This is a genomic window from Hassallia byssoidea VB512170 (genome assembly GCF_000817785.2).
In the GTDB taxonomy this organism is placed as follows: Bacteria; Cyanobacteriota; Cyanobacteriia; order Cyanobacteriales; family Nostocaceae; genus Hassallia; species Hassallia carrinoi.
Map to the genome: position 1 here is coordinate 34,849 of NZ_JTCM02000040.1, position 20,315 is coordinate 55,163.

Sequence of the window (20,315 nt, forward strand, 5' to 3'; positions counted from 1 at the left end):
CCTTTTTTATAACTAATAAGCGCGGACATGATATAAAACTATGTGTAAAGTTTTGTTGCTAAAGCTTGATTTAATAGCTTCAATTGTCTCGAAGTAACAAATTTATTAACCGATAGATAAATTTTGTGCTTTTTCAATACAGACTCTTAACTGTTCGGCAAGAACCTGAATATGGGGTTTTCTCAGCATGGTGAGGTGATTGCCAGGAATAGTATGAATTTCTGTTTTTTCAACAGCTAGCCGATCCCAACCCATACTCAAATCTTGCTCGGCAATGCTTGACTGAACGCTTGTTCTGAAAAGAGTAATTCGCTTCGGGTAAACCTGGGGAACGTAGTTGAGAACTGCTTGGTTATTAGCATAAAAAACACGAAGCATGGGGCGAATTGTTAACTCGTTTAAAATTCTTAACCTCGACTCTTCAGGCATCGAGTTGACTATAGCAGCTTCTTTCAAGATAAAGTGTGAAAACAAATTTGTTTCGAGCGATTGAATAAATTTATGAAAATTAGGAAGACGAAAAATTAAACTTTTAATTTTGTTTTTGCTAGGAGCAGTAATTAAACGCAAATAATCGAAGAAAAATGACCATATATATCGCGCTACTGTAGTAAAAAGAAACTTGAACCCATTGCCAAAAGAAGGTATATTGCTCTTAATTGGTGCTAAAGTATCAAGCACAGCAAGTAAAGCGACTTCATCTCCAGATTTTTGCAGTTGTTGAGCCATCTCAAAAGCAACCAAACCGCCAAAAGACCAACCTCCTAAATAATAAGGTCCTTTTGGTTGTACTTTACGCAATGCTTCAATATAGTGGGCAGCCATTTCCTCAATGTGAGTTAGTGGAGTTTCTCCGTCAATACCAATCGGTTGTATCCCGTAAAATGGTTGATTTGTCCCTAAATGATGAGCTAATTCGTAATAAGGAAAAACAACACCAAAGATTGGATGAACGCAAAAGAAAGGCGGATTTGAACCAGCAGGCTGAATCGCAACTAAGGGAGACCAAGACAGAGAATCTGTGTCTGAAGATAGAGAATTTGCGAAACTTTCAATTGTAGGATTTAAAAATATGGTATATAGTGGCAATTCACGCTCAAATTGCTTGTGTATTTGCTCCAACAAACGTACAGTTAACAGCGAATTTCCTCCCAAGTCGAAGAAGTTATCGTAAATACCCACACGCTCAATTTGAAGGACTTCAGCCCAGATTTTTGCTAATGTTAACTCGGTTGGATTACGAGGAGCGATATAGGTTTTATCTATTGAACGATTAGTTGTGTCGAGTGCTGTGAGTGCTAGGCGATCTAGTTTGCCATTAGGCGTTAGCGGCAAAGAATCCAGCACTACAAAGGCTGCTGGTATCATGTATTCTGGTAATTTTTCTTTTAGGAATTCACGTAGTTTACTAGTTGTTGCTGGCTGCTTCGTGGGAATAATATAAGCTACCAAGTAGCGATCGCCTGACATCTTCTCTTTAGCAATTACTACTGCTTTTTCCACGCTTTGATGCATCATCAGCACCGTTTCAATCTCTGATAACTCAATGCGAAAGCCACGAATTTTAACTTGATTATCGATGCGACCCAAAAATTCAATATTACCATCTACTCGATAACAAGCTAAATCACCGCTCTTGTAAAGTCGCGTTGGGAGAAACCCGGTTTCTTGAAGAAACCGGGTTTCTGTTAATTCGGGACGATTGAGATAGCCTTCAGCTACACCCTCACCACCGATATATAATTCACCAGTAATTCCAATTGGTACAGGTTGTAAATACTTATCTAATATATAAATTTGAGTGTTAGCAATAGGACGACCTATAGAGGGTTTTTCATCAAGAGTATTAATTTCGGCAACGGTTGACCAAACAGTTGCTTCAGTTGGACCGTAAGCGTTAAAAAATCGACGATTAGAACTCCACCAGCGTTTTATAATATCCTGCGAACACAATTCTCCTGCACAAATTATAGTTTGCAATGCCGGGAGTGATTCTGGAGGTAGAACTGCCAACACCGCAGGAGGAAGGGTAACATGAGTAATAGCTTTTTCGCGCAATAGTTGCAGCAAAGCTTTTCCGGGTAGAAGCGATTCTTTCTTTGCTAAATAAAGAGTCGCTCCTGCTGTTAGTGCCATAACAATCTCAAAAATTGAGGCATCAAAACTCAATGATGCAAATTGCAAAATGCGGTTATTCGGTTGCAAGTTGAAAACTTCAATTTGAGCTGATGCCAAGTTAAAAAGTCCTCGGTGCTTGATTAAAACTCCTTTCGGCTGTCCTGTTGAGCCAGAGGTGTAAATGACATAAGCTAGGTTATCAGATGTTACGCAACTAGTTGGGTTTTCCTGGCTATGTTGTGTAATAGTTGCCCAATTTTCATCTATGCAAATAATTGGATTCGAGAAGTCCTGAAAATGCTTGAGTAACTTTTTCTGTGTTAGCAATACTGAAACTTTCGCGTCTTTGAGGATGAAGTTAAAACGCGATTGAGGTAAGCTCGGATCTAAAGGCAGATATGCTCCACCTGCTTTGAGGATAGCCAACAACCCAATTATCATTTCGAGCGATCGCTCTACGCAAATGCCCACTAAAACATCTGGGACTACCCCTAATTGTTGCAGATAATGTGCAAGTTGGTTAGCTCGGTTATTTAGTTCGCGGTAGGTTAATTGCTGGTGTTCAAAAACTAGTGCGATCGCATTGGGACTTTCCGCCACAATTGCTTCAAATAACTGATGAAAACACTGCTCAATTTTAGATTTTTGATTTGGAATTTTAAATTTATTCTGATTAAACTCTATTAATAGTTGATGTCTTTCTGCTTTTGTTAAAATTGACAAGTCGCAAAGACGCTGTTTTGGATTAACAACAATGCTTTCTAACAGCGTTTGAAAATGTCCCAACATCCGGGTAATAGTGCTGTCATCAAATAAATCGGTGCTGTACACCACTTGTCCTTTAAGGCTTTCCAAATCTTGCCACAGATGAAACTCCAAATCTAGCTTTGCGGTTTTGCTGTCAAACTCGAATTGCGAAAGCGTTAACCCAGGTAACTCTAGCGCTTCGATTGGAGTATTTTGCAGGCTAAATACAACCTGAAACAACGGATGACAACTTAAATCTCGTTCTTGGTGTAGTTCTTCCACCAGCTTTTCAAAGGGCAAATCCTGATAAGCATAAGCGCTTAAAGTTACCTTTCGCACTCGATTCAACAGTTCTTGAAACGTTGGATTTCCTGATAAATCGGTACGCAGTACTAAAGTATTGACAAAAAAGCCAATTAACCCTTCTAACTCGCTGCGGTTGCGATTGGCAATGGGCGAGCCGATCGCAATGTCCTCTTGCTGCGTGTAGCGATAAAGCAACGTTTGAAACGCTGCCAGCAGAGTCATGAACAAGGTAACGCCTTCTTGGTGGCTAAGTGTCTCTAGCGCCTGAGTTAAATAGGGCGGTAGTTGTATAAATTGTTTCGCACCTTTGTAAGTTGGAACTGCTGGTCTTAATCGGTCAGTGGGGAGATTTAGTACTGAAATTCCCTCTAAGTGATGATGCCAGTAAGCTAACTGAGTTTGTAGCACATCTCCTTGCAGCCATTCCCGCTGCCATTCGGCGAAATCTGCATACTGAATGGGTAGTTCCGGCAGGGGCGATCGCTTATCCTCTAAAAAGGCTTTATATAGTGTCCCCAGTTCTTTAATCAGCACTCCAATAGACCAACCATCGGCAACAATGTGATGTAGGTTCAGTAGTAGCACGTATTCTGCTTCATCGAGTTGTAGCAGCGTCAATCGCAGCAAGAGTCCGGTGGTGAGATTGAAAGAACGTTGAGCTTCTTCGCTTGCGAATCGTCGCGCTTGTATTTCGCGTTCTTGGCTTTCAAATTGATTGCGTAGGTCTATTACTCTAAGAGGTATAATTAAGGTGGGGGCTATTACTTGTACTGGTTGTCCCTCCACCATGACAAACGTGGTACGTAAAATTTCGTGACGGCGTACCAGCTCGTTGAATGTCTGCGTTAAAGCGGTGAAGTTGAGCCTCCCTGTGAGGCGAAGTGCTGTTGACACATTGTAAAATGGATTGCGTGGTGCTAAAGAGTCGAGAAACCACAGCCGTTGTTGAGCGAAAGAAGTGGCAAAAACAAAAACCTCTGTTTCTTCAATAGCAGTGAGATTCATAAGTGAAGGGCACAGTTGTGCTGCAAAAATTTGTGGTAGAGAGAACAACCGATAAAATCAAATTACCAAATATTAGTTAGGGGATACCAAAAAATAAATTATTCAATAAGAGTAGGTGGAGAGAAGCGTATTGAAAAAATCAAACAAGCCTTGGGCGATCGCCTGCGGTATTGGTGCAGTTGGGATACCACCAAGCGATTATCAAAACAGACGGCACCCGTTGCTTGTTTCAAGTTGTTGGGTTGGGAGTGATAGTTTCCTGTTGTTGGGAGATAGCTCGTTCTACTTCCTCACGAACAATCCTTAGCGCAACCGATTCTCAAGGTCACGGTTATGAATATACTCTGCCAACGCCTGATTAATCAGCGCTTGATACCCCTGCTCACCTGCATTTGCCTCGAAGTATTCGACGATGAAAGCATCTAGAAGGAGATCGACACGCCGTTGACCTGGTTCAACAGGTTTTCCGCCAACCCGCAGCACCGCCCGCTTCATCTGTTCTTCAGTCACTTCTGGAATGTCATAAAAATCAATGTCCTTATCTTGCATTGCATCAATCCGCTCCCAATCAGTTTCAGAGGCTTTGGAAGAAAATGGTTTGTTCACGTTTAGTTCCCTCCCTCATCGAAATAACACGAATTTCATCCCCAATTTCTGTATGGGCAATAACCACTACTCGCCCGCGCAACAGTCCTAGTGTAATGAAGCGCTGCTCCCCATAAGCATAGCGATCATCTTCAAACGTGAATGTTGCACCCTCAAAAACCTGCGAAGCATCCACAAAATCAAACCCGTGTTTGCCCAAATTTGATTGTCGTTTATTTTCATCCCAAGTGAATCGCACGACTCTAACTAATAACTAATACCCGATCTTGTTTTGTGTTACTTACGCCAACAAACCTCCTAGGGGACGCGCCAGAGATTCTTCAAAAAGCCGATGCTACTTTACCAGGTGCGGTTACTATTTACATCCGCTTACCACAAACAAAAGAAGGAGTGTTCCGAATTGGTAAAAAATTGCCTCTACTCTCAAGTTTATCTCGACCAGTATACAGGTGAAGTGGTACAACTGAAAAATCGTTTAGAATCATCACGGGCTGAGAGAGTTTTAGACTCTTTTACTCCTTTACATTACGGCACCTTTGGCGGATTGACAACGCGCATACTATATGTACTCATTGGACTTGCACCCTTAGTTCTATTTATTACTGGCTTTGTGATTAGGAGATTGATGTTAGTGAAGCGATCGCCATAGTTTGGTAGGCATAGGCGATAATGCGATCGCCTGTTGGGGATAAACTCAAACGATGAAGGCGATCGCTTGCTTACCCAGGAAAAACGTTAGAATTAGCACAAAATCTTCTTACTATCTCTTTTGCGCTGAGTCTAATTCATGACCAAGCACGCTAATCAACCTTTCTTAGCATTCTTGAAAGTTGCCCTGTTGGGAGTTTCATTTCCCTTGTTCTTGACAAGTCACAATTGGGCGCAGGCGAACACTAAGCAGGATAATAGTCTGGTATACGCTCAAACACCTGCCAAGTCTACACCCCAAGCGAGTCAACCTGCTGAAGTTAAAAAGACTACACCGACACAGCAGGAAAAGCAGGAGAAAAAGGAAAAAGATGATTATTCTGATGTGCGTGGTAGTGCCGCTAAGGCGTTGGGCAACTTAGGTAACACCTCAGAAACGGTACTGCAAGGGCTTTTGGGGTGTCTGAAAGATGATGATTCTGGTGTGCGTGGTAATGCCGCTGGGGCGTTAGGCAAGTTAGGTAACACCTCAGAAACGGTACTCCAAGGGCTTTTGGGGTGTCTGAAAGATGATGATGATTATGTGCGTTATTTTGCCGCTGAGGCGTTGGGCAAGTTAGGTAACACCTCAGAAACGGTACTCCAAGGGCTTGTGGGGTGTCTGAAAGATGATGATTCTGGTGTGCGTCTTCGTGCCGCTGAGGCGTTGGGCAAGTTAGGTAAACCCTTTTAGTAAATTTAGGATTAAATTTACTACTTATTTGGCAGAATAGATTTACCTGTGTCTCATTTGTTTACAATTTTTACCTAATTTTCTCCTCCAAAACTAATGTAGAATCAGCCGATCGCCCAAATTCTTCAGGTGCATATTGCAGGTGTACTTTCGCACCAGGATAAATAAATGTACCCGGTGTCACGGAACGCACTAAATAATGCAGGCTATAAACGCCTGGATCTAGATGGTCGGCGTAGGCGATAATGCGATCGCTATAAATTGTTTTAAATCCAAGTTGCCAATTATCGGCTTTTGCTTTTAACGCAGATGTAGCAGTTTGAAAGCTTTGATCGACAGCTTCAAATCCCGCAGGTAGCGGATCGTTAATCACCACATGCTCTATAGGATGATCTACAATAACTTCTAAACCTATATCAAACACTTGTCCTGTTTCTATTGTCAACGGCTTATCTTTAGCATAAAGTCCTATTTTTTGCAAGACTTTTCCATCACCGACACGGCTAATTTCTCGCGATATTCGCAAACCGTTAAATCTCCCAGGTTGATTTCCTTGCAAGCGATAGCGATAAGCTAGTAGATAGTGTAATGTCCCAGAAGCTGATTTTTGCAGAGTTAGATCGTGATGTCCGCGAGGTAAGTTAGCGATCGCCACATTTAGCTGTAAACTAGAATTACGGTATCCTTGAAATTTACTTTCGCCGATTTTCTTACCAGCTAATTTCACACTCGCAAGAAAATCCGGCGGTGTTGGTTGCAGTTTCGCATATTCCACCAAAGCTGTCAGCGCTTGGGCATTGTCGTAACTAGTTTGCCATGTCCCATTGCGTCGGAGTGTTAAAAGACTTTGAAATAACTTATCGATAACTTCTGGTTTGACTTTGGCAGCGATAAACAAACGTAAAGCTTGCGCTTGTGCGGTTGTCGGTGAATTCATCCACCCCCAACTGCTGGGTAAATTTATCACTGCTGTGCGACCAGTTTCATATATATATTGTTGTAACTGCTGTAAAAGTTGTTTAGATTCATCTTGCCATTCGGGAAACTGAGATAGATATCGCGTTAATTTAATTTGCGTGACTAAATCAAAGTCGTTGCGTTGTTGATAAATATCTGTCAGAAAGCTATTGCTTTTTTCGCCAAATTGTGCAGTAGACATTAAAGCATTAAGTTGCATTTGGCTTTTGCAAGGTTGCTGTCTACAAAACTCAAATTGTCCGGGGTTGGCGAGGATTTTCTGCAAATATCCCTTGAGGCGTGGTATCATCGTCGAATTGATATTTGCTTTCGCCAGAGACTCAGCCACATAAAGAGAAATCCAAGGATCTGACTTTTCTTGTCCTGGATAAGCTGCAAAACCACCGTCAGCGAGTTGGAGTTTTTGTAATTGGGCGATCGCTTGGCTTGATTGTTTGGTAAAATTAAACTCTGGGAAAGTCTGACCGTATTTCTCAGAAAGTGTTTGCAGATTAGCGGCAATTATCAATTGACTCGCAGCTGGTTCAGCAAAAGGTAAATCATCATCTTTCATAACCTGCTTTGCAGGTACTTTAATTTCCGGAATCAAATTACTCGCTAATTGAATCTCTAAACCTCCCGCTTCGGGAAAGACATTTTTATCGACATTCAGCGGAATTTTTACTTGATTCGCAATTTGACTCTTAAAAACTCTGCGATCCTTTGCGTTACCCTTTGCGATCCTTTGCGTTTCAAACGGATTTGATATTACACCACTTTCAACAACTTCTTCTGTAACTTCCAACGGTTTAATTTCTAAAGGTACTTCAAAAGCATCTGCGTTGCGATTTAGTTGAGTGGTGAAGCTGACTTTACTTTCACCAACACTCGAAGCGACGATGGGAAAGCGATAAGCAGAAGTAGCTGATTCAGCTTGGGTTTGTAAAGAAGCGGCTGTGGGATTTTTGCCTTCAAAGTTGATTGTACCGCTAACTGCACCATTAATTGTCAAAGTACCAGATGAGTTAGTGTTGTTAGTTATGGATAAACCGGAGAGAATGCGATCGCCTGGACGTGCAAATTGTGGCAATATTGGATTAGTGAGTAGTGGCTTTGTGGTGATAAACGTCGTTTCACCGTTACCAAAACGTAAATTTCCATCAGTAGCGATCGTCATCACTCGCCATGTAGTTAAATTATCTGGTAATTTAAATGTTATCTGTGCTTGACCATCAGCGTCTGTACGTACATTATTATAGTAAGCTAAAGCTTGAAAATCTTTGCGGATGCGGGTATTTGCTGCACCGGCTGAGAAACCACCACCATAACCCCAACCTTTCGGTTTAGCGATCGCGTTTTGTTCTACCACCACATTTTGACGATTATCGCTAAAGCGGGTAGATATTGATTGTTCAGCATAAACCGTATTTACCAAATCTGGGGGACGATAACCAGAAAGTTGTAACACCGCTTCATTCACCACCATAACAGTGAGTTGTCCTTTGGTGGGATTTCCTTGATTGTCTTTGAGTTCTAATTGTACCGTTTCTGACGCACCAGGTTCTAATGAAGTTTGCAAAGGGGTAACTTGCAGCTTTAAATATTTATCTGACAAATTCACTTTAAAAGGTGCAAAGCCAATTTTTCCTAAATTATTTAAACTTCCGGGTGACAATTTATTCAGAGGAACACCCTGACGTACTAACACAGCTTCAACTGCTGCATTTGGTAGCATTTCTGGTGTAACTTTAAATTGAATTTGTGGCGCACCGCCCTTAACTTTGGTAATCTGTTGATAAATAGGTTTATTTTTGACAACAGCAAAGTACAATTCTGCTTCTTGATAAGGAGATTGAATCAACGCAGTAGCAGTTTCACCGACTTTAAACTCTTTTTTATCAAGTTTCACCTCCAACTTGTCTTTTTCACCTTCACCCCAAGCTACCGAATTTTCACCAGTTGCCCAAATTTGCAAATCTGTAGCGCTTAAATCATCTTTCGCATCGCTAAAATTAGCTTGAATTCTGTAAGAACCCGATTCGGGTGGTGTTAAACTTACAGATTGAGGACTGTTACTGGATGTAACTTCTACTTTTCCAACCGTCTTATATTCAACTTGATTTTTCGCAGTTTGACTACCTTCCACCACTTGAGTTAAACTGCTGTATTTCATCTCTTGTAATTCCAGCTTAATGCGTTGACCTTCCAGCACTTTTCCCGTAAAGTCAGAAACGATAACTTGAATCGGAAAAGCTTTACCAGCTTCAGCAACAAAGTTACTTTTTAAACCGATGAGACGATTACTCGGCAAAGCTGTAAAAGTCTGAGAATTCGCTACAGATAAATTAGAAACATCTGACACTTCAACATCCACCCGATAAATCATCGGATAAGGCAATTTCTCCACATTTACAACTTGACTACTTTTACCATTAGCATCTACCTGGGTATCAGTTTGCAAAACATCGCTTGGTAAAGACGGAGATTCTTCCGGGAAAAGCCATTGTCTACCAAAACTGAATTCTTCCCAACCTTTAGGAATAAAATTCGTTTGGTTTCTCGTGACAAAATATTTTGCCTTTCCTGCTGACACAGGTGAACCGAACAGATAATTACTTGCAGTTTTCGCTGCAATCTTATCACCAATAGAAGCAAATTGCTTATCTAAAGCTAATTCTACTTTAAAATTTGGCGGTTTAAACTCAGCTACGCGAAATTCTCCAGAAATTTCGTGTCCGTTTTTCCCTTTCGCTTGAATTGTATAATAACCTAACTTTTGATTGTTCTTAATAGCGACTTCCAGAGAAAACGTACCAAACTCATTCGTTGTTCGCGTACCTAAATCTGTCTTTTGCCCATCTGGATTTATAATAGTTAATTGGTAAACAGCATTTTTATCTTGCTGAATCGTACCATTTTGCAAATAATCAGCAAAGCCAGTAAAATAAGCTTTTTCATTTGGTTGATACAACTGTCTATCAGAGAAAATTACTCCCCGTGATTCTGGTTTATCATTTTCCCAACCTGCATCAATACCATAACCATAAGCACCACTATACTCATCAGTGCGTGTAAATGCCCAATCTTGATTTTCACGCGCTACTACTAATAGTTCTGGTGATTTTTTCAAGCTTTTACTTGTAGCATAACATGACTGCAAATCTGAGCGATTCAACTTTAAGTTTCCATTTTCATCAGTTTTACTCGATGCACAAGCTACGGGTTGCGGACGAGATTTGGCATTCAATTTTGATTCATAAATTTCTACAGCAGCACCTTTTACAGGTGAACCATCAGCAAGATGATGAACCCGAATCAAACTCGATTCCGGAAACCACTGCGAAAATACACCCAAATTCGTTAATTGAACTAACCCATAACTCGTAGATTCTCTCCAAAGTTGTTTATTATTCTCTTTATATTTATTAGTGCGTCCCTGTACCCCATAAGCTAGCATTCCTGTAGACGTACCCAGCTTTTCTCGTAAAGGAATACTCACATCAACTGATTGATTCTTCTTCGTCGCTAATTTAAAGCTTTGCCATTCAGATGATTTAGGCAATAAATCATTCCCACTGTTGAAATAAACTAAATCTGTTGGTTGAAGTACTTTATAAGCAGCTTTGTATTTTGATTCCGGCAAGTTGACTGTATTAATATTGAGTTGTAAATTCTTACCCGCAGGGAAAATATTTAATCCATCAGGAACCCAGATATCCCCGGCTAAATCTCCTGTATGATAATTCACGGTAACAGGTTTACCTAAAGTCTGTCCAAACTTATCTTTGAGATTTGCACCAATCGTAATTGTATAACGAGTAGCAGGTTTTAAAGCATAAGGATTGATGCTGACAAGTTTATCTTGGTCATTCACTTGAAGAATCCGAGAAATGTCTTGCGGTGCCGGATTAATTTTAATGTTTTCAATAGCCGATGCTACTAAGACGTTATTAAATTCTAGCTGTGGACTACCTTGAATAAATCTCCCGTATGTTCCACCTGCATCAGGTTGCCCGTAAAACTTAATTCCTTGAAATGTCAGCGGAGAATAAGTTGTTACCTTACTGACAAACTCTTTCTCACTTAATAGATTACCATTAGCCGGACGCACACCGGGAGAAAATTGCAAGCGATAGCGAGTTGCTTTTTCAAGATTTTGCTGCGGAATCAGGTTATAAACCCAATTGCGTGTTGAAGGGTCAAACTTTTCCAGCGGTTCTTCATTTTCTTCTTTCGCTAAATCAACTTTAAAGCGTACACCCTGCTTTTTACCTTCCGGAATAAGTTGCAAATGCTTTTCCACTGAAGCTAGATTCAATTCTACATTTGATGTAAATTGCAATTTCTCTTTTAAATCAATCGACTCTTCAGTCTTGTCTATGGGGTTCCCACCTGGTAAATTACTTAAATTGATGAGTTCTGTATTGAAAGTCCAAGCTAAATCTTTATCAAGACGGTGTTTTTGTAAGTCAGCTAAACCAGCTTTGAGAGTAACTTGAAACCGCGTTGCTTTTGGTAGTGCTTTCTCAGCTTGAAATCCTACCATACGCGGTGTCAAAAATCGAAAATGACCGGGTAAATTTGGCGTAAGTTCAAATTTTTGTAACAAACTTTCTTGTTCTGGGTTATCAAGACTTTCAAGAGGAATTAAAGCTTCTTTAAACCGAATGCGAATTTGCTGAAGAGGTTTAGCGTCTCCTAGTGGACTAATTTGTTCAATCCAATCTGGTAAAATCGGGGGAGTTAGTGCAGAAACTTCTGGAAGTTGTTCTTTACCTGGAGCGATACCAATTAAATTACACCCTGTTATTCCTACTACAAATGTTAGGATAAGCAGGGACTGCATTATTCTTATGAGCATGTTAAAAAAAATAAAATAAGGTAACGTGACAATCGTATAAGTGCTATAACAATCCTAAATAAAAACGTAAAATCTCTATTTTCTTACCTCTGTTTACTCTGTGTCTCTGCGGTTTGTTAACTCAAGTAGTTGTGACAAAAAGAATATGGATTTTATAGATAACAAATTAAATCTAATTGTGTCCGAAAAACATTACAAATCTTAATATAGATGAGTAAAAAGAAGTTTGTAGTCAGGGCTGAAGCCCTTAAATCTATTATGATGAGGGCTAAAGCCCTCACTACGGTTATCGTAATCCTACTATTATGCGTGACAGTACGCTTATTGCCGTACTTGACGCCAATTCGTACCGCAGATATTGCCCAAGATAAACAAGCGATCGCCTTTACAGATCGCAATCAGCTATTATTAGGAACACTACTCACACGCGATCGCGAACATACCGCAGTCGTACCACTAAATCAAGTTTCCCCCCAATTTATCCACGCTATCTTAGCAGCAGAAGACGGTACGTTTTATCACCACGGCGCACTAGACCTGAAAGCGATCGCCCGCGCTATCAAAGACGCAATTCACGCCAAACGAATACTTTCCGGTGCTTCTACCATCACCATGCAACTAGCCCGCATGTTGGATTCACTGCCCCGCACTGTATCAGGCAAAACTCAGGAAATTTGGTTATCTTGGCGATTAACAGCCGGAATGAATAAAGATGATATCCTGAGTGCATACATCAATCGTTTGCCAATGGGAGGAAATATCTACGGTGTAGAAGCTGCATCTCGAATCTATTTTTCCATACCTGCAAGCGATTTGAATCTAGCACAAGCAAGTTTCTTAGCTGCTATCCCCAATAATCCGACTTACTTTAATCCCTACGAACATTATCAACGCTTGAAACAGCGGCAAAAATACGTCCTTAATCGAATGATACAGGATGGATATATTACGAACGCGATCGCACAACGAGCATACACCGAAAAAGTTATATTTCAGTCTCGTCAACCGGGAATCATTGCCGCACCACACTTTTTATTTTGGCTATCAAGTCAAATCCTACCAACTTCGCTTAACAAATCTTCATCTCCCATCCGCACCACCATCAATCGTCCTTTACAGCAGTTTGTGGAAGCACAAGTACAGCAAATACTTACCAATCTTGCTGCTAACAACGTTCATGACGCAGCTGCTTTAGTAATTGACAACCACACCGGGGAAGTTTTGGCTTATGTCGGTTCCCCTGATTATTTTAACGAAGCCAAACTCGGACGTAATGATGGAGTTCAGGCGTTGCGTCAACCAGGATCTACACTCAAGCCGTTTTTATATGAGTTAGCTTTAGAAAAATCTGTAATTCGTCCCAATACTATTTTAGCAGATGTGCCGGCAAACTACGCGATTCCGGGGGCAAAACTTTACAGTCCTACAGATTATACGCGAAGCTTTAATGGACCTGTGCGGGTGCGCGTCGCTTTGGCGAATTCGCTGAATGTACCAGCAGTCAGGGTGTTAGAAAAGGTTGGCGTGCAGACTTTTCTAAATCGTCTGCGTGACTTGGGGTTTGCACACTTAACTCAGCCGGCAGAATATTATGGGTTGGGCTTGACTTTGGGTAGTGGCGAAGTCAGTTTGTGGGAATTAGCTCAAGCTTATGTAAGTATAGCACGATTTGGCGAAGTTATACCAATGGTTAGTATGTTTCCTTTAGTTGGTAGTTTGGACGCGATGAATCGCGTCACTACAACGACGACGTGGGAATTGATTGTTGATATGTTGAGCGATCGCTATGCGCGTGCGACAGCTTTTGGTGTAGACTCGGTACTAAATTTACCATTTGCCACTGCGGTGAAAACGGGCACATCCTCTAATTTTCGCGATACATGGACTGTCGGCTTTTCTAGCGATTACACAGTGGCTACCTGGGTAGGTAATTTCGACGGCGAACCGATGCGCCAAGTCTCCGGAGTTACAGGCGCAGCGCCTTTGTGGAATCGAATTATGTTACATTTGCACTCCTCACAAGAACCAGCTAATTTCCCCCCTCCATCAGGGATGGTGAAACTACCTATGTGTGCGATTTCTGGGTTAAAACCTACACCAAATTGCACCTCGGTTGTGGAAGAATTTTTCTACCCAGAAGACAAAAGCAACTATGAACGTCTTCAGTTGAATTTACCCGGTGAGTATGATGAATGGTTAGCAAGACAAAATCAATTCAATTTAGCTTCTAACAATTTCAAGATTTTATCGCCTCACAATCGCGATTTATTCTTATTATATCCAGGTGAAGAAGGAAAGCAAAAATTAGAATTTAAGCTAGCGGGAATATCATCTGAGCCTGTAGAGTGGTGGTTGAATGGTGAAAAGTTAGATACATCAGCGAATGCTTTGTTTTGGACATTACGTCCCGGTAACTGGACTTTATCAGCAAAAAGTGGTGAAATCAGCGATAAAGTAACTTTTCAAGTACAGTTAGCAAATATCAAACCCACACGTCGCGGCTTTTCTTATTAGAAACCCGACTTCTTAAATTAGAAACCCGACTTCTTAAAGAAGTCGGGTTTCTGGGCAGCATCAAGGTTTGACAAGCCGAAAATTTATTTTCTTTTTTTCAGGAAAGAACTATCTAAAGAGTGAAGAAATAAATAAAGCCTATGGCTTTAATTGTAAATTAAGGGATGCGCCACTGTGATTTTTCCGGTAAGAGTAACTAAAATCTCAGTGGCAGCATAAAGGTAAATAAAATGACAACCACACAAACTAGCTCAAAGAAAACAGAAAACAAATCAGCCAAGAAGAAACAATCTTCTCATCAGACAGATATCGGTACTCCTAAAGTACCAGTTCGTCAACGCAAAACGAACCAGCAACATGAAGTCTTAAGTGACTGGAACCACGCAAGTTAGTATCAGGAAAACATGGTGTTTGCTGGTTATAAGCTGGATAATTTATGGAACCTAGCTTTTTGTGTTGTCACTATCTAATATTCACCTCTTGCATGTAATTTCCTGGCTGAAAATTGTCCAGCTTAGTAGTGGTTTTGCTGTGGATGAATGAATTAGTCCACATAGCTTTGGCTATAGGTGATGTAGCTACCTTTTCATCTTGTGGAAGTTGCGATCGCCTGCTATCATCATTAGGAGTTTTGTCAGCTTGCAGACGCTGCTTTTGCGTATACTCAATTAGTTTAGCTTGAGCCTGCGCGTAAATCGGAGTATCTTGAGGAACTTGTTGGAGAAACTCCACAGCACCATCAAAGTCACCCTCTGCTGCTTTGTTGTAAGCTTTTTGGACAAAGTAAGCTGCTCTAATTTGCTGCTTTTGATTGTACTCAGTCAACTTTTGTTGAACTATAGTTTTAGAAGAGCTTTCTTGGGGAATTTGCTGCAAGTAGTTTAAAGCAGTGGAGAAATCTTTTTCACCTGCTCTTTGGTAAGCCTTGGCTAATAAGTCTTTTGACTGGACTTCGAGGTTAGCGCGTGCAGATTTAGCTAGTTTATCAGTTTTCGATTGCCAATATAAAATATCCGGAACTTGAGCAGCAGTACGAAGTACATCTACCCAACGATTTTCGCTATTAGCTTTTTCCACAGCTTGATAGCGTTGTGCTGCGAGTTGCCATTGCTGACGCCATTCGCCAATTGTAGCTTGAGCTTCTGAATAAACGCTGCTGTTTGGCTTAATCGATCGCGCTAAAGCGATCGCTCCTTCTAAATTTCCCGCTTGATATTGTTCGGTTGCTTTATATAAAGCTTCTGTTTCTGAATATGCCGGCGAATTATTAGCTAAAGAATATACTCCTAATCCCATCACCAAAGAATTAGCCGCTAATCCTACTCTCATTCCTGTCACTAGAGAGGGTGATTTTATAAACTTAAACCGTCCTTGGGAGTTATCACCTGCGGACACAGTATATTCTGCATCTAATACTTGCGACTCTTTCAAAGGCATTTGCTTGAGCACTTGCAACACCTCAACCGCTGACCCAAAGCGGTTTTCGTGGTCGTAACGAATCATTTGGCTGAGGACAGCAGCTAGATAATCATTAACTGGCGTATCATTCAAACGCCAAAAAATGTCATTTGTATAAGGATCTATTTTTAATTGTAACGGTGCTAATCCTGTTAAACCTTGGATAGCAATCATGCCCAAAGAATAAATATCACTATTGGGCTGCGCTTGACTAATAAATTGCTCTGGGGGTATATATCCCAAAGAGGTGACGGGAAGTCGATAAATCGGCAATGCTGCATCTACACCAAAATCAACCGGCTGAATTGAACCAAAGTCGATCAAAACTAACTTGCGATCGCAAGCGCGTCTGATCAAGTTTTCCGGTTTAATGTCGCAATGGATAACTCCTTGCGAGTGAACAAATTGGAGAATTTCCAGAACATCATTGAGAAATTGGATAACTTCGCTTTCACTCCAAAGACTCCCCCATTGTTGACCCATCGGCAATTCAGCCGTCAACGCATGTCCTTCAATAAACTCTTGTACTAGATAGAATCTTTCATCTTCTTCAAAACAAGCAAGAAGTTCGGGAATCTGGTTATGATGTCCCAACTGCTTGAGGGTTTCGGTTTCCGTAAGAAAGCGCAACCTGAGAGTATCCAAGTAACTTGGTTGAGAACCAGTCACCTTTAGCTGTTTAACTACGCATTTTGGGTTCTCAGGGTGATCTATATCTACGGCGATGTATGTTTGTCCAAATACGCCCGCACCGAGGTTTTGAACGATTTGGTACCGTCCTTGTAGTACTTTACCGATCATGTATTGAGTCATGAGTTGGTTGCTGAGTAAGTCGCTATTTAGGTTTTCTGACATCGCCCGGTTTTTCCGGAAACCCTTACGAATTCTTCAATATAGCGCTGATTTATTCAATAAACTTTTATGAAGTTACCAGTGCTAACACCTAAGGCTTTACAATAAATTTATAAAATTAATCACAAAAAAAATAAACGCACGTCAGGTATGAAATATTGCCCCTATTGTCGAATATCGACATTATTCTTCACATATCTAGTATGCCAGTTTGGGTATCTGGTTGAGTAAGTATTTTAGTGCGATCGCTTAAAAAGCTTTAGGCAATCCTGCCTGCTTCAAAACTGCATTTGCTGTATGGCGCGACTTAATAAAGCTATCTACTACAAATCGTCGATTTGTAATTGGACTATACCAAATTTCATGATCCCCTTTACCTTGCCGTTCAAAGTAGCAGCCTCCCTCCTGAAGAATATTTTTCAAATTGGGAGTAAATGACGAACTCATTTAGAAGTCACCTCTATCAATTCCTGTCGATGACTAGTTAACTCAAAGGTGATTTCACCCACATAGTCAGGAGGAACAATTTCATTCATTTCGATGAGTTCTGGAATCATCACCCTTAGCTTCTGCATCAAAGCCTCAATTGTAGAAGCTTCTGTTACCAATCCCGGCACATCTTCACTAGTTGCAACCCAGATTTCGGCTTCACAATCCCAAAATGCTTCAACTTTGCATGTGATTTGTGTCATTATCAAGCGTGTCGATTTGACAAGGATAGTTTTAGTTTAAAATGAGTACCATCTTATAAACCGTTAATCTCCAGTCTTTAGTTCCTCGTTTTCTTCGAGTGCCTCAACTTTATCTTGCAACGGTTTGACGACTCGTGCGATCGCTTGTTGAATAAAAGCCTTAACAAATTCATCGCGCCGGTTAATTTGAAACTGTCGCTGTACTACTTCCGTCATCCCCCCATCACCCCAATCTTGATCGTGACGGAAATACTCAATAAAACTCTTACCAGCAATTCGAGTTAAATAAGCCGCTGTAACCCCTTGAATTGCCCGACCAACAATAAATGTGGCAACATTAAGTTGCAATGCGGTTGAAAGTAATTGAATCGCTCCTTTAACAATACCCAAACTCGCAAGAGTTTTCGCTAAAGACAACGCTAATTCTCGTCCGCGCTCCAAATTCAACTCACAGCCGTAAATTTTACCAATTTCTACAACCATTTGCGCGTTGACGGCGGCTGTAGCCAGCAAATCGACCATCGGTAAAGGCGTTACCGAAACTACACCAGCACCAATCCACTGAAAGCGATCTACTATTTTATCAGCTTGACGGCGACGTTGAGCGTCGATGAGTTTCCGGGCTTCTTCTCCCAATCGCATTGATTGCAGCAAAATATTATCTGCAACTAAATCTTCACCTTCTGCCCGCAATATTGCCGCCATCCGCCGCAATAATGGTAAAATATCTGGTTCAGGTTGATAAATTTCGCCATTTTCTAATTGTGCAGCTTCAGGATTAGCAGCGATCGCCACAACATCACTTGCGGCAATAAATCCGCGCACACGTTGGCGCAAGCGTGCGAGAATGGCTTCTTTATCTTCTTCGGTGTACATATCGATTTTGTTGAGAACTAGAAGCGATCGCTTACCAATTTCCGCCAAAGTCCGCAACGGTTCATATTCAGAGCGCCGTAAATCATTATCCACCACAAACAACAGCAAATCTGCTTCAGTCGCCAGTTCTCGCGCTAACTGTTCGCGTTCGGTTCCCGCTACCCCCGCTTCTAAAATCCCCGGCGTATCCGTTATTAAAATTTTACGTTCTAATCCCTTCAACCGCAAACAATAAGTTTCCCCTACCTGAGTAGTTCCCATCGGCGCATCGACACGTCCGACCATGCGTCCCATCACCCCATTTACCAAAGAAGTTTTACCAGCACTTCCCGTGCCAAATACTACTACTTGAATTTCACCGCGTGCTAAATTTGCCTCAATCTCACGCGATCGACTCAGTAACGCTTGCCTTTGCACTTCATCTTGAATTTGTGATACTTGTTGCCGCACAGCTTGTAATGTAGAAGAAGCCGCTTCAGATTTCACGGCAGGAATTTCCGCCGCAGTCACACGACGTTTGCGTTGCGATCGCTTCTCACTTTTTTGAATTACCAACACATAGTAGACAAAAGCGGCAATTAATGCTCCAATCAAAACAACCAGCAGCATTAACAGCAAATTGCCCAAAAGCGGCGAATAAGACAACTGCCAATAAAGGCGTGATAGCGAATCAATCAGCCACAGGCTTAGTCCTAAAATAAGGATGAGACCAACAATCAACGTTACTATGCGCGACAAAGGCATGGATGGCAAAGATTAATGGGTAAAGCAGTTGATGCTTTTTATCTTAATGGTTTGGTGTTGTAGGTGGGGGAGTGGGGAGTGGGGAGTGGGGAGTGGGGAGTGGGGAGTGGGGAGTGGGGATTTTTGCACCGAAGAGTTTTTATGCAAACGATGTCTAACGACAAGACGATGCAGCGTCTACATGCAGCGTCTTAATATCAAGGTGATTAAAAGCTAATTTCAACACACTTGCAAATTTAGTTGCACTCAACATGTAAAAATTTGCATTTGGTAGGCTGAAAACAAAAGGAGAAAAAAGCTTATGGGACTTTTTGATCAAATTATTGGTGCTGTTGCCAATCCCAATCAACAAGGCAACATCGGACAAATAGGTAATATCATCAACACCGTGCAGCAACTGAGTAATAGCACTGGGGCAGATTCTAACACCATGCAGTCGGTTTTCTCAATTGTCGGCGGACAAGTACGTTCTGCTTTACAACACAAGCGAGATACAGAGGGTAATGAAGCAGCAGAAGCTGTAGTAAATCAATTTGGTGGTACTTCTCCCAATCCTTCAGCCGTTGCTTCGCTGTTCTCATCTGGGATGCAGCAACAAGTAGCTGAAATGGTTGCTCAACGTACTGGGTTAAATGCAAATATGATTCAACAATTGCTACCGATGCTAGTTCCGGTAGTGTTGAATGTGTTGAAATCTGGAGCAAATACTCGAAATCCCCAAGGGGGAGGGAATCCGGTGCTGAATTCTTTCTTGGATGCTGACAACGATGGCGATGTTGATATTGCTGACGCGATGCAAATGGCTACTCGCTATATGGGAAGATGAAAAAGAGGGGGAAAGGGTAAAGGGTAAAGGGTAAAGGGGGGAAGAAGTGATTTGAAACATCTGTGTGAATTTTAAATAACTCATTCCCTTTCCCCTGTCTTGAAAAAGTCTGAGCGGAGGAAACCTCCGCTCAGATTTTCCGCTTTTTTCCTTTCCCCTTTTCCCCTACGCTAAAGCGCCGACATTACGGGACAGCCTTGTTTAATAGATCCAAGGACACAAGAGCGACTATCAAAGGATGAAGGAAGCGTCTCCGTTTTGTCTGATTTTTTGTCACCCCTGCAACAACTCACGACAAATGTGGACAGGCAAGTTAGGTAGATCCGCAACCACCCACGAATATTTTTGATGTTCGCGCTTCGCGTCTCCCCG

Annotated in this window: 15 protein-coding genes; 6 read left to right on the forward strand and 9 right to left on the reverse strand. The window is 41.4% G+C overall.

What is annotated here, in order from left to right:
* Positions 1–105 precede the first annotated feature (105 nt).
* Complete coding sequence (locus PI95_RS17905) at positions 106–4,176, reverse strand: non-ribosomal peptide synthetase (RefSeq protein ID WP_052325207.1); 4,071 nt, start codon at positions 4,174–4,176, stop codon at positions 106–108.
* Positions 4,177–4,306: 130 nt separating this feature from the next.
* Here PI95_RS17905 and PI95_RS17910 point away from each other — a divergent pair, with 130 nt between their 5' ends.
* Complete coding sequence (locus PI95_RS17910) at positions 4,307–4,483, forward strand: hypothetical protein (protein ID WP_163518979.1); 177 nt, start codon at positions 4,307–4,309, stop codon at positions 4,481–4,483.
* Here PI95_RS17910 and PI95_RS36020 read toward each other — a convergent pair.
* The gene (locus PI95_RS36020; RefSeq protein WP_039747489.1) at positions 4,480–4,782 is read right to left on the reverse strand and encodes a BrnA antitoxin family protein; all 303 of its coding nucleotides are present in this window, start codon (positions 4,780–4,782) and stop codon (positions 4,480–4,482) included. The two genes, PI95_RS17910 and PI95_RS36020, sit on opposite strands and share 4 nt — an antisense overlap.
* Positions 4,751–5,020, reverse strand: coding sequence for a BrnT family toxin (locus tag PI95_RS17920; RefSeq protein WP_039747490.1), 270 nt, complete (start codon positions 5,018–5,020; stop codon positions 4,751–4,753). Before PI95_RS17920 ends, PI95_RS36020 begins: the two co-directional genes overlap by 32 nt.
* 93 nt (positions 5,021–5,113) lie before the next feature.
* Here PI95_RS17920 and PI95_RS17925 point away from each other — a divergent pair, with 93 nt between their 5' ends.
* Both PI95_RS17925 and PI95_RS17930 read left to right on the forward strand, forming a co-directional pair.
* Positions 5,114–5,431 carry a PepSY domain-containing protein gene (locus PI95_RS17925; protein ID WP_236117094.1) on the forward strand — a complete coding sequence of 106 codons (318 nt, stop codon included), beginning with the start codon at positions 5,114–5,116 and terminating at the stop codon, positions 5,429–5,431.
* A gap of 138 nt (positions 5,432–5,569) precedes the next feature.
* The gene (locus tag PI95_RS17930) at positions 5,570–6,163 is read left to right on the forward strand and encodes a HEAT repeat domain-containing protein (protein WP_163518980.1); all 594 of its coding nucleotides are present in this window, start codon (positions 5,570–5,572) and stop codon (positions 6,161–6,163) included.
* A 70-nt stretch (positions 6,164–6,233) separates the two neighbouring features.
* On the opposite strand, the gene PI95_RS17935 is transcribed toward PI95_RS17930, so the two are convergent.
* Positions 6,234–11,981: an alpha-2-macroglobulin family protein gene (locus PI95_RS17935; protein WP_201280501.1), complete on the reverse strand. Its 5,748-nt coding sequence runs from the start codon at positions 11,979–11,981 to the stop codon at positions 6,234–6,236.
* A 258-nt stretch (positions 11,982–12,239) separates the two neighbouring features.
* Between PI95_RS17935 and pbpC the strand changes: the two genes are divergently transcribed.
* Both pbpC and PI95_RS35280 read left to right on the forward strand, forming a co-directional pair.
* Entirely contained in the window at positions 12,240–14,495 is a 2,256-nt protein-coding gene (pbpC, locus tag PI95_RS17940; RefSeq protein WP_236117095.1) for a penicillin-binding protein 1C, read from the forward strand.
* 230 nt (positions 14,496–14,725) lie between these two features.
* Positions 14,726–14,887 carry a hypothetical protein gene (locus PI95_RS35280; protein ID WP_201280502.1) on the forward strand — a complete coding sequence of 54 codons (162 nt, stop codon included), beginning with the start codon at positions 14,726–14,728 and terminating at the stop codon, positions 14,885–14,887.
* 70 nt (positions 14,888–14,957) lie between these two features.
* On the opposite strand, the gene PI95_RS17945 is transcribed toward PI95_RS35280, so the two are convergent.
* The 5 genes from PI95_RS17945 to PI95_RS36865 form a co-directional block, all read right to left on the reverse strand.
* On the reverse strand, positions 14,958–16,766 hold the full coding sequence (locus tag PI95_RS17945; protein ID WP_039747624.1) for a serine/threonine protein kinase: 1,809 nt from the start codon (positions 16,764–16,766) through the stop codon (positions 14,958–14,960).
* 288 nt (positions 16,767–17,054) lie between these two features.
* Positions 17,055–17,252 (reverse strand): type II toxin-antitoxin system HicA family toxin, encoded by a 198-nt coding sequence (locus PI95_RS17950; protein WP_039747494.1) that lies wholly within the window; start codon positions 17,250–17,252, stop codon positions 17,055–17,057.
* On the reverse strand, positions 17,249–17,497 hold the full coding sequence (locus PI95_RS17955; protein WP_039747495.1) for a DUF1902 domain-containing protein: 249 nt from the start codon (positions 17,495–17,497) through the stop codon (positions 17,249–17,251). The genes PI95_RS17950 and PI95_RS17955 overlap by 4 nt, the downstream gene beginning before the upstream one ends.
* A 63-nt stretch (positions 17,498–17,560) precedes the next feature.
* Positions 17,561–19,117 carry a YcjF family protein gene (locus tag PI95_RS17960; RefSeq protein WP_039747496.1) on the reverse strand — a complete coding sequence of 519 codons (1,557 nt, stop codon included), beginning with the start codon at positions 19,115–19,117 and terminating at the stop codon, positions 17,561–17,563.
* 12 nt (positions 19,118–19,129) lie between these two features.
* Positions 19,130–19,264 (reverse strand): hypothetical protein, encoded by a 135-nt coding sequence (locus tag PI95_RS36865; RefSeq protein ID WP_268896789.1) that lies wholly within the window; start codon positions 19,262–19,264, stop codon positions 19,130–19,132.
* Positions 19,265–19,418: 154 nt separating this feature from the next.
* Here PI95_RS36865 and PI95_RS17965 point away from each other — a divergent pair, with 154 nt between their 5' ends.
* Complete coding sequence (locus tag PI95_RS17965) at positions 19,419–19,943, forward strand: DUF937 domain-containing protein (protein WP_039747498.1); 525 nt, start codon at positions 19,419–19,421, stop codon at positions 19,941–19,943.
* Positions 19,944–20,315 lie beyond the last annotated feature (372 nt).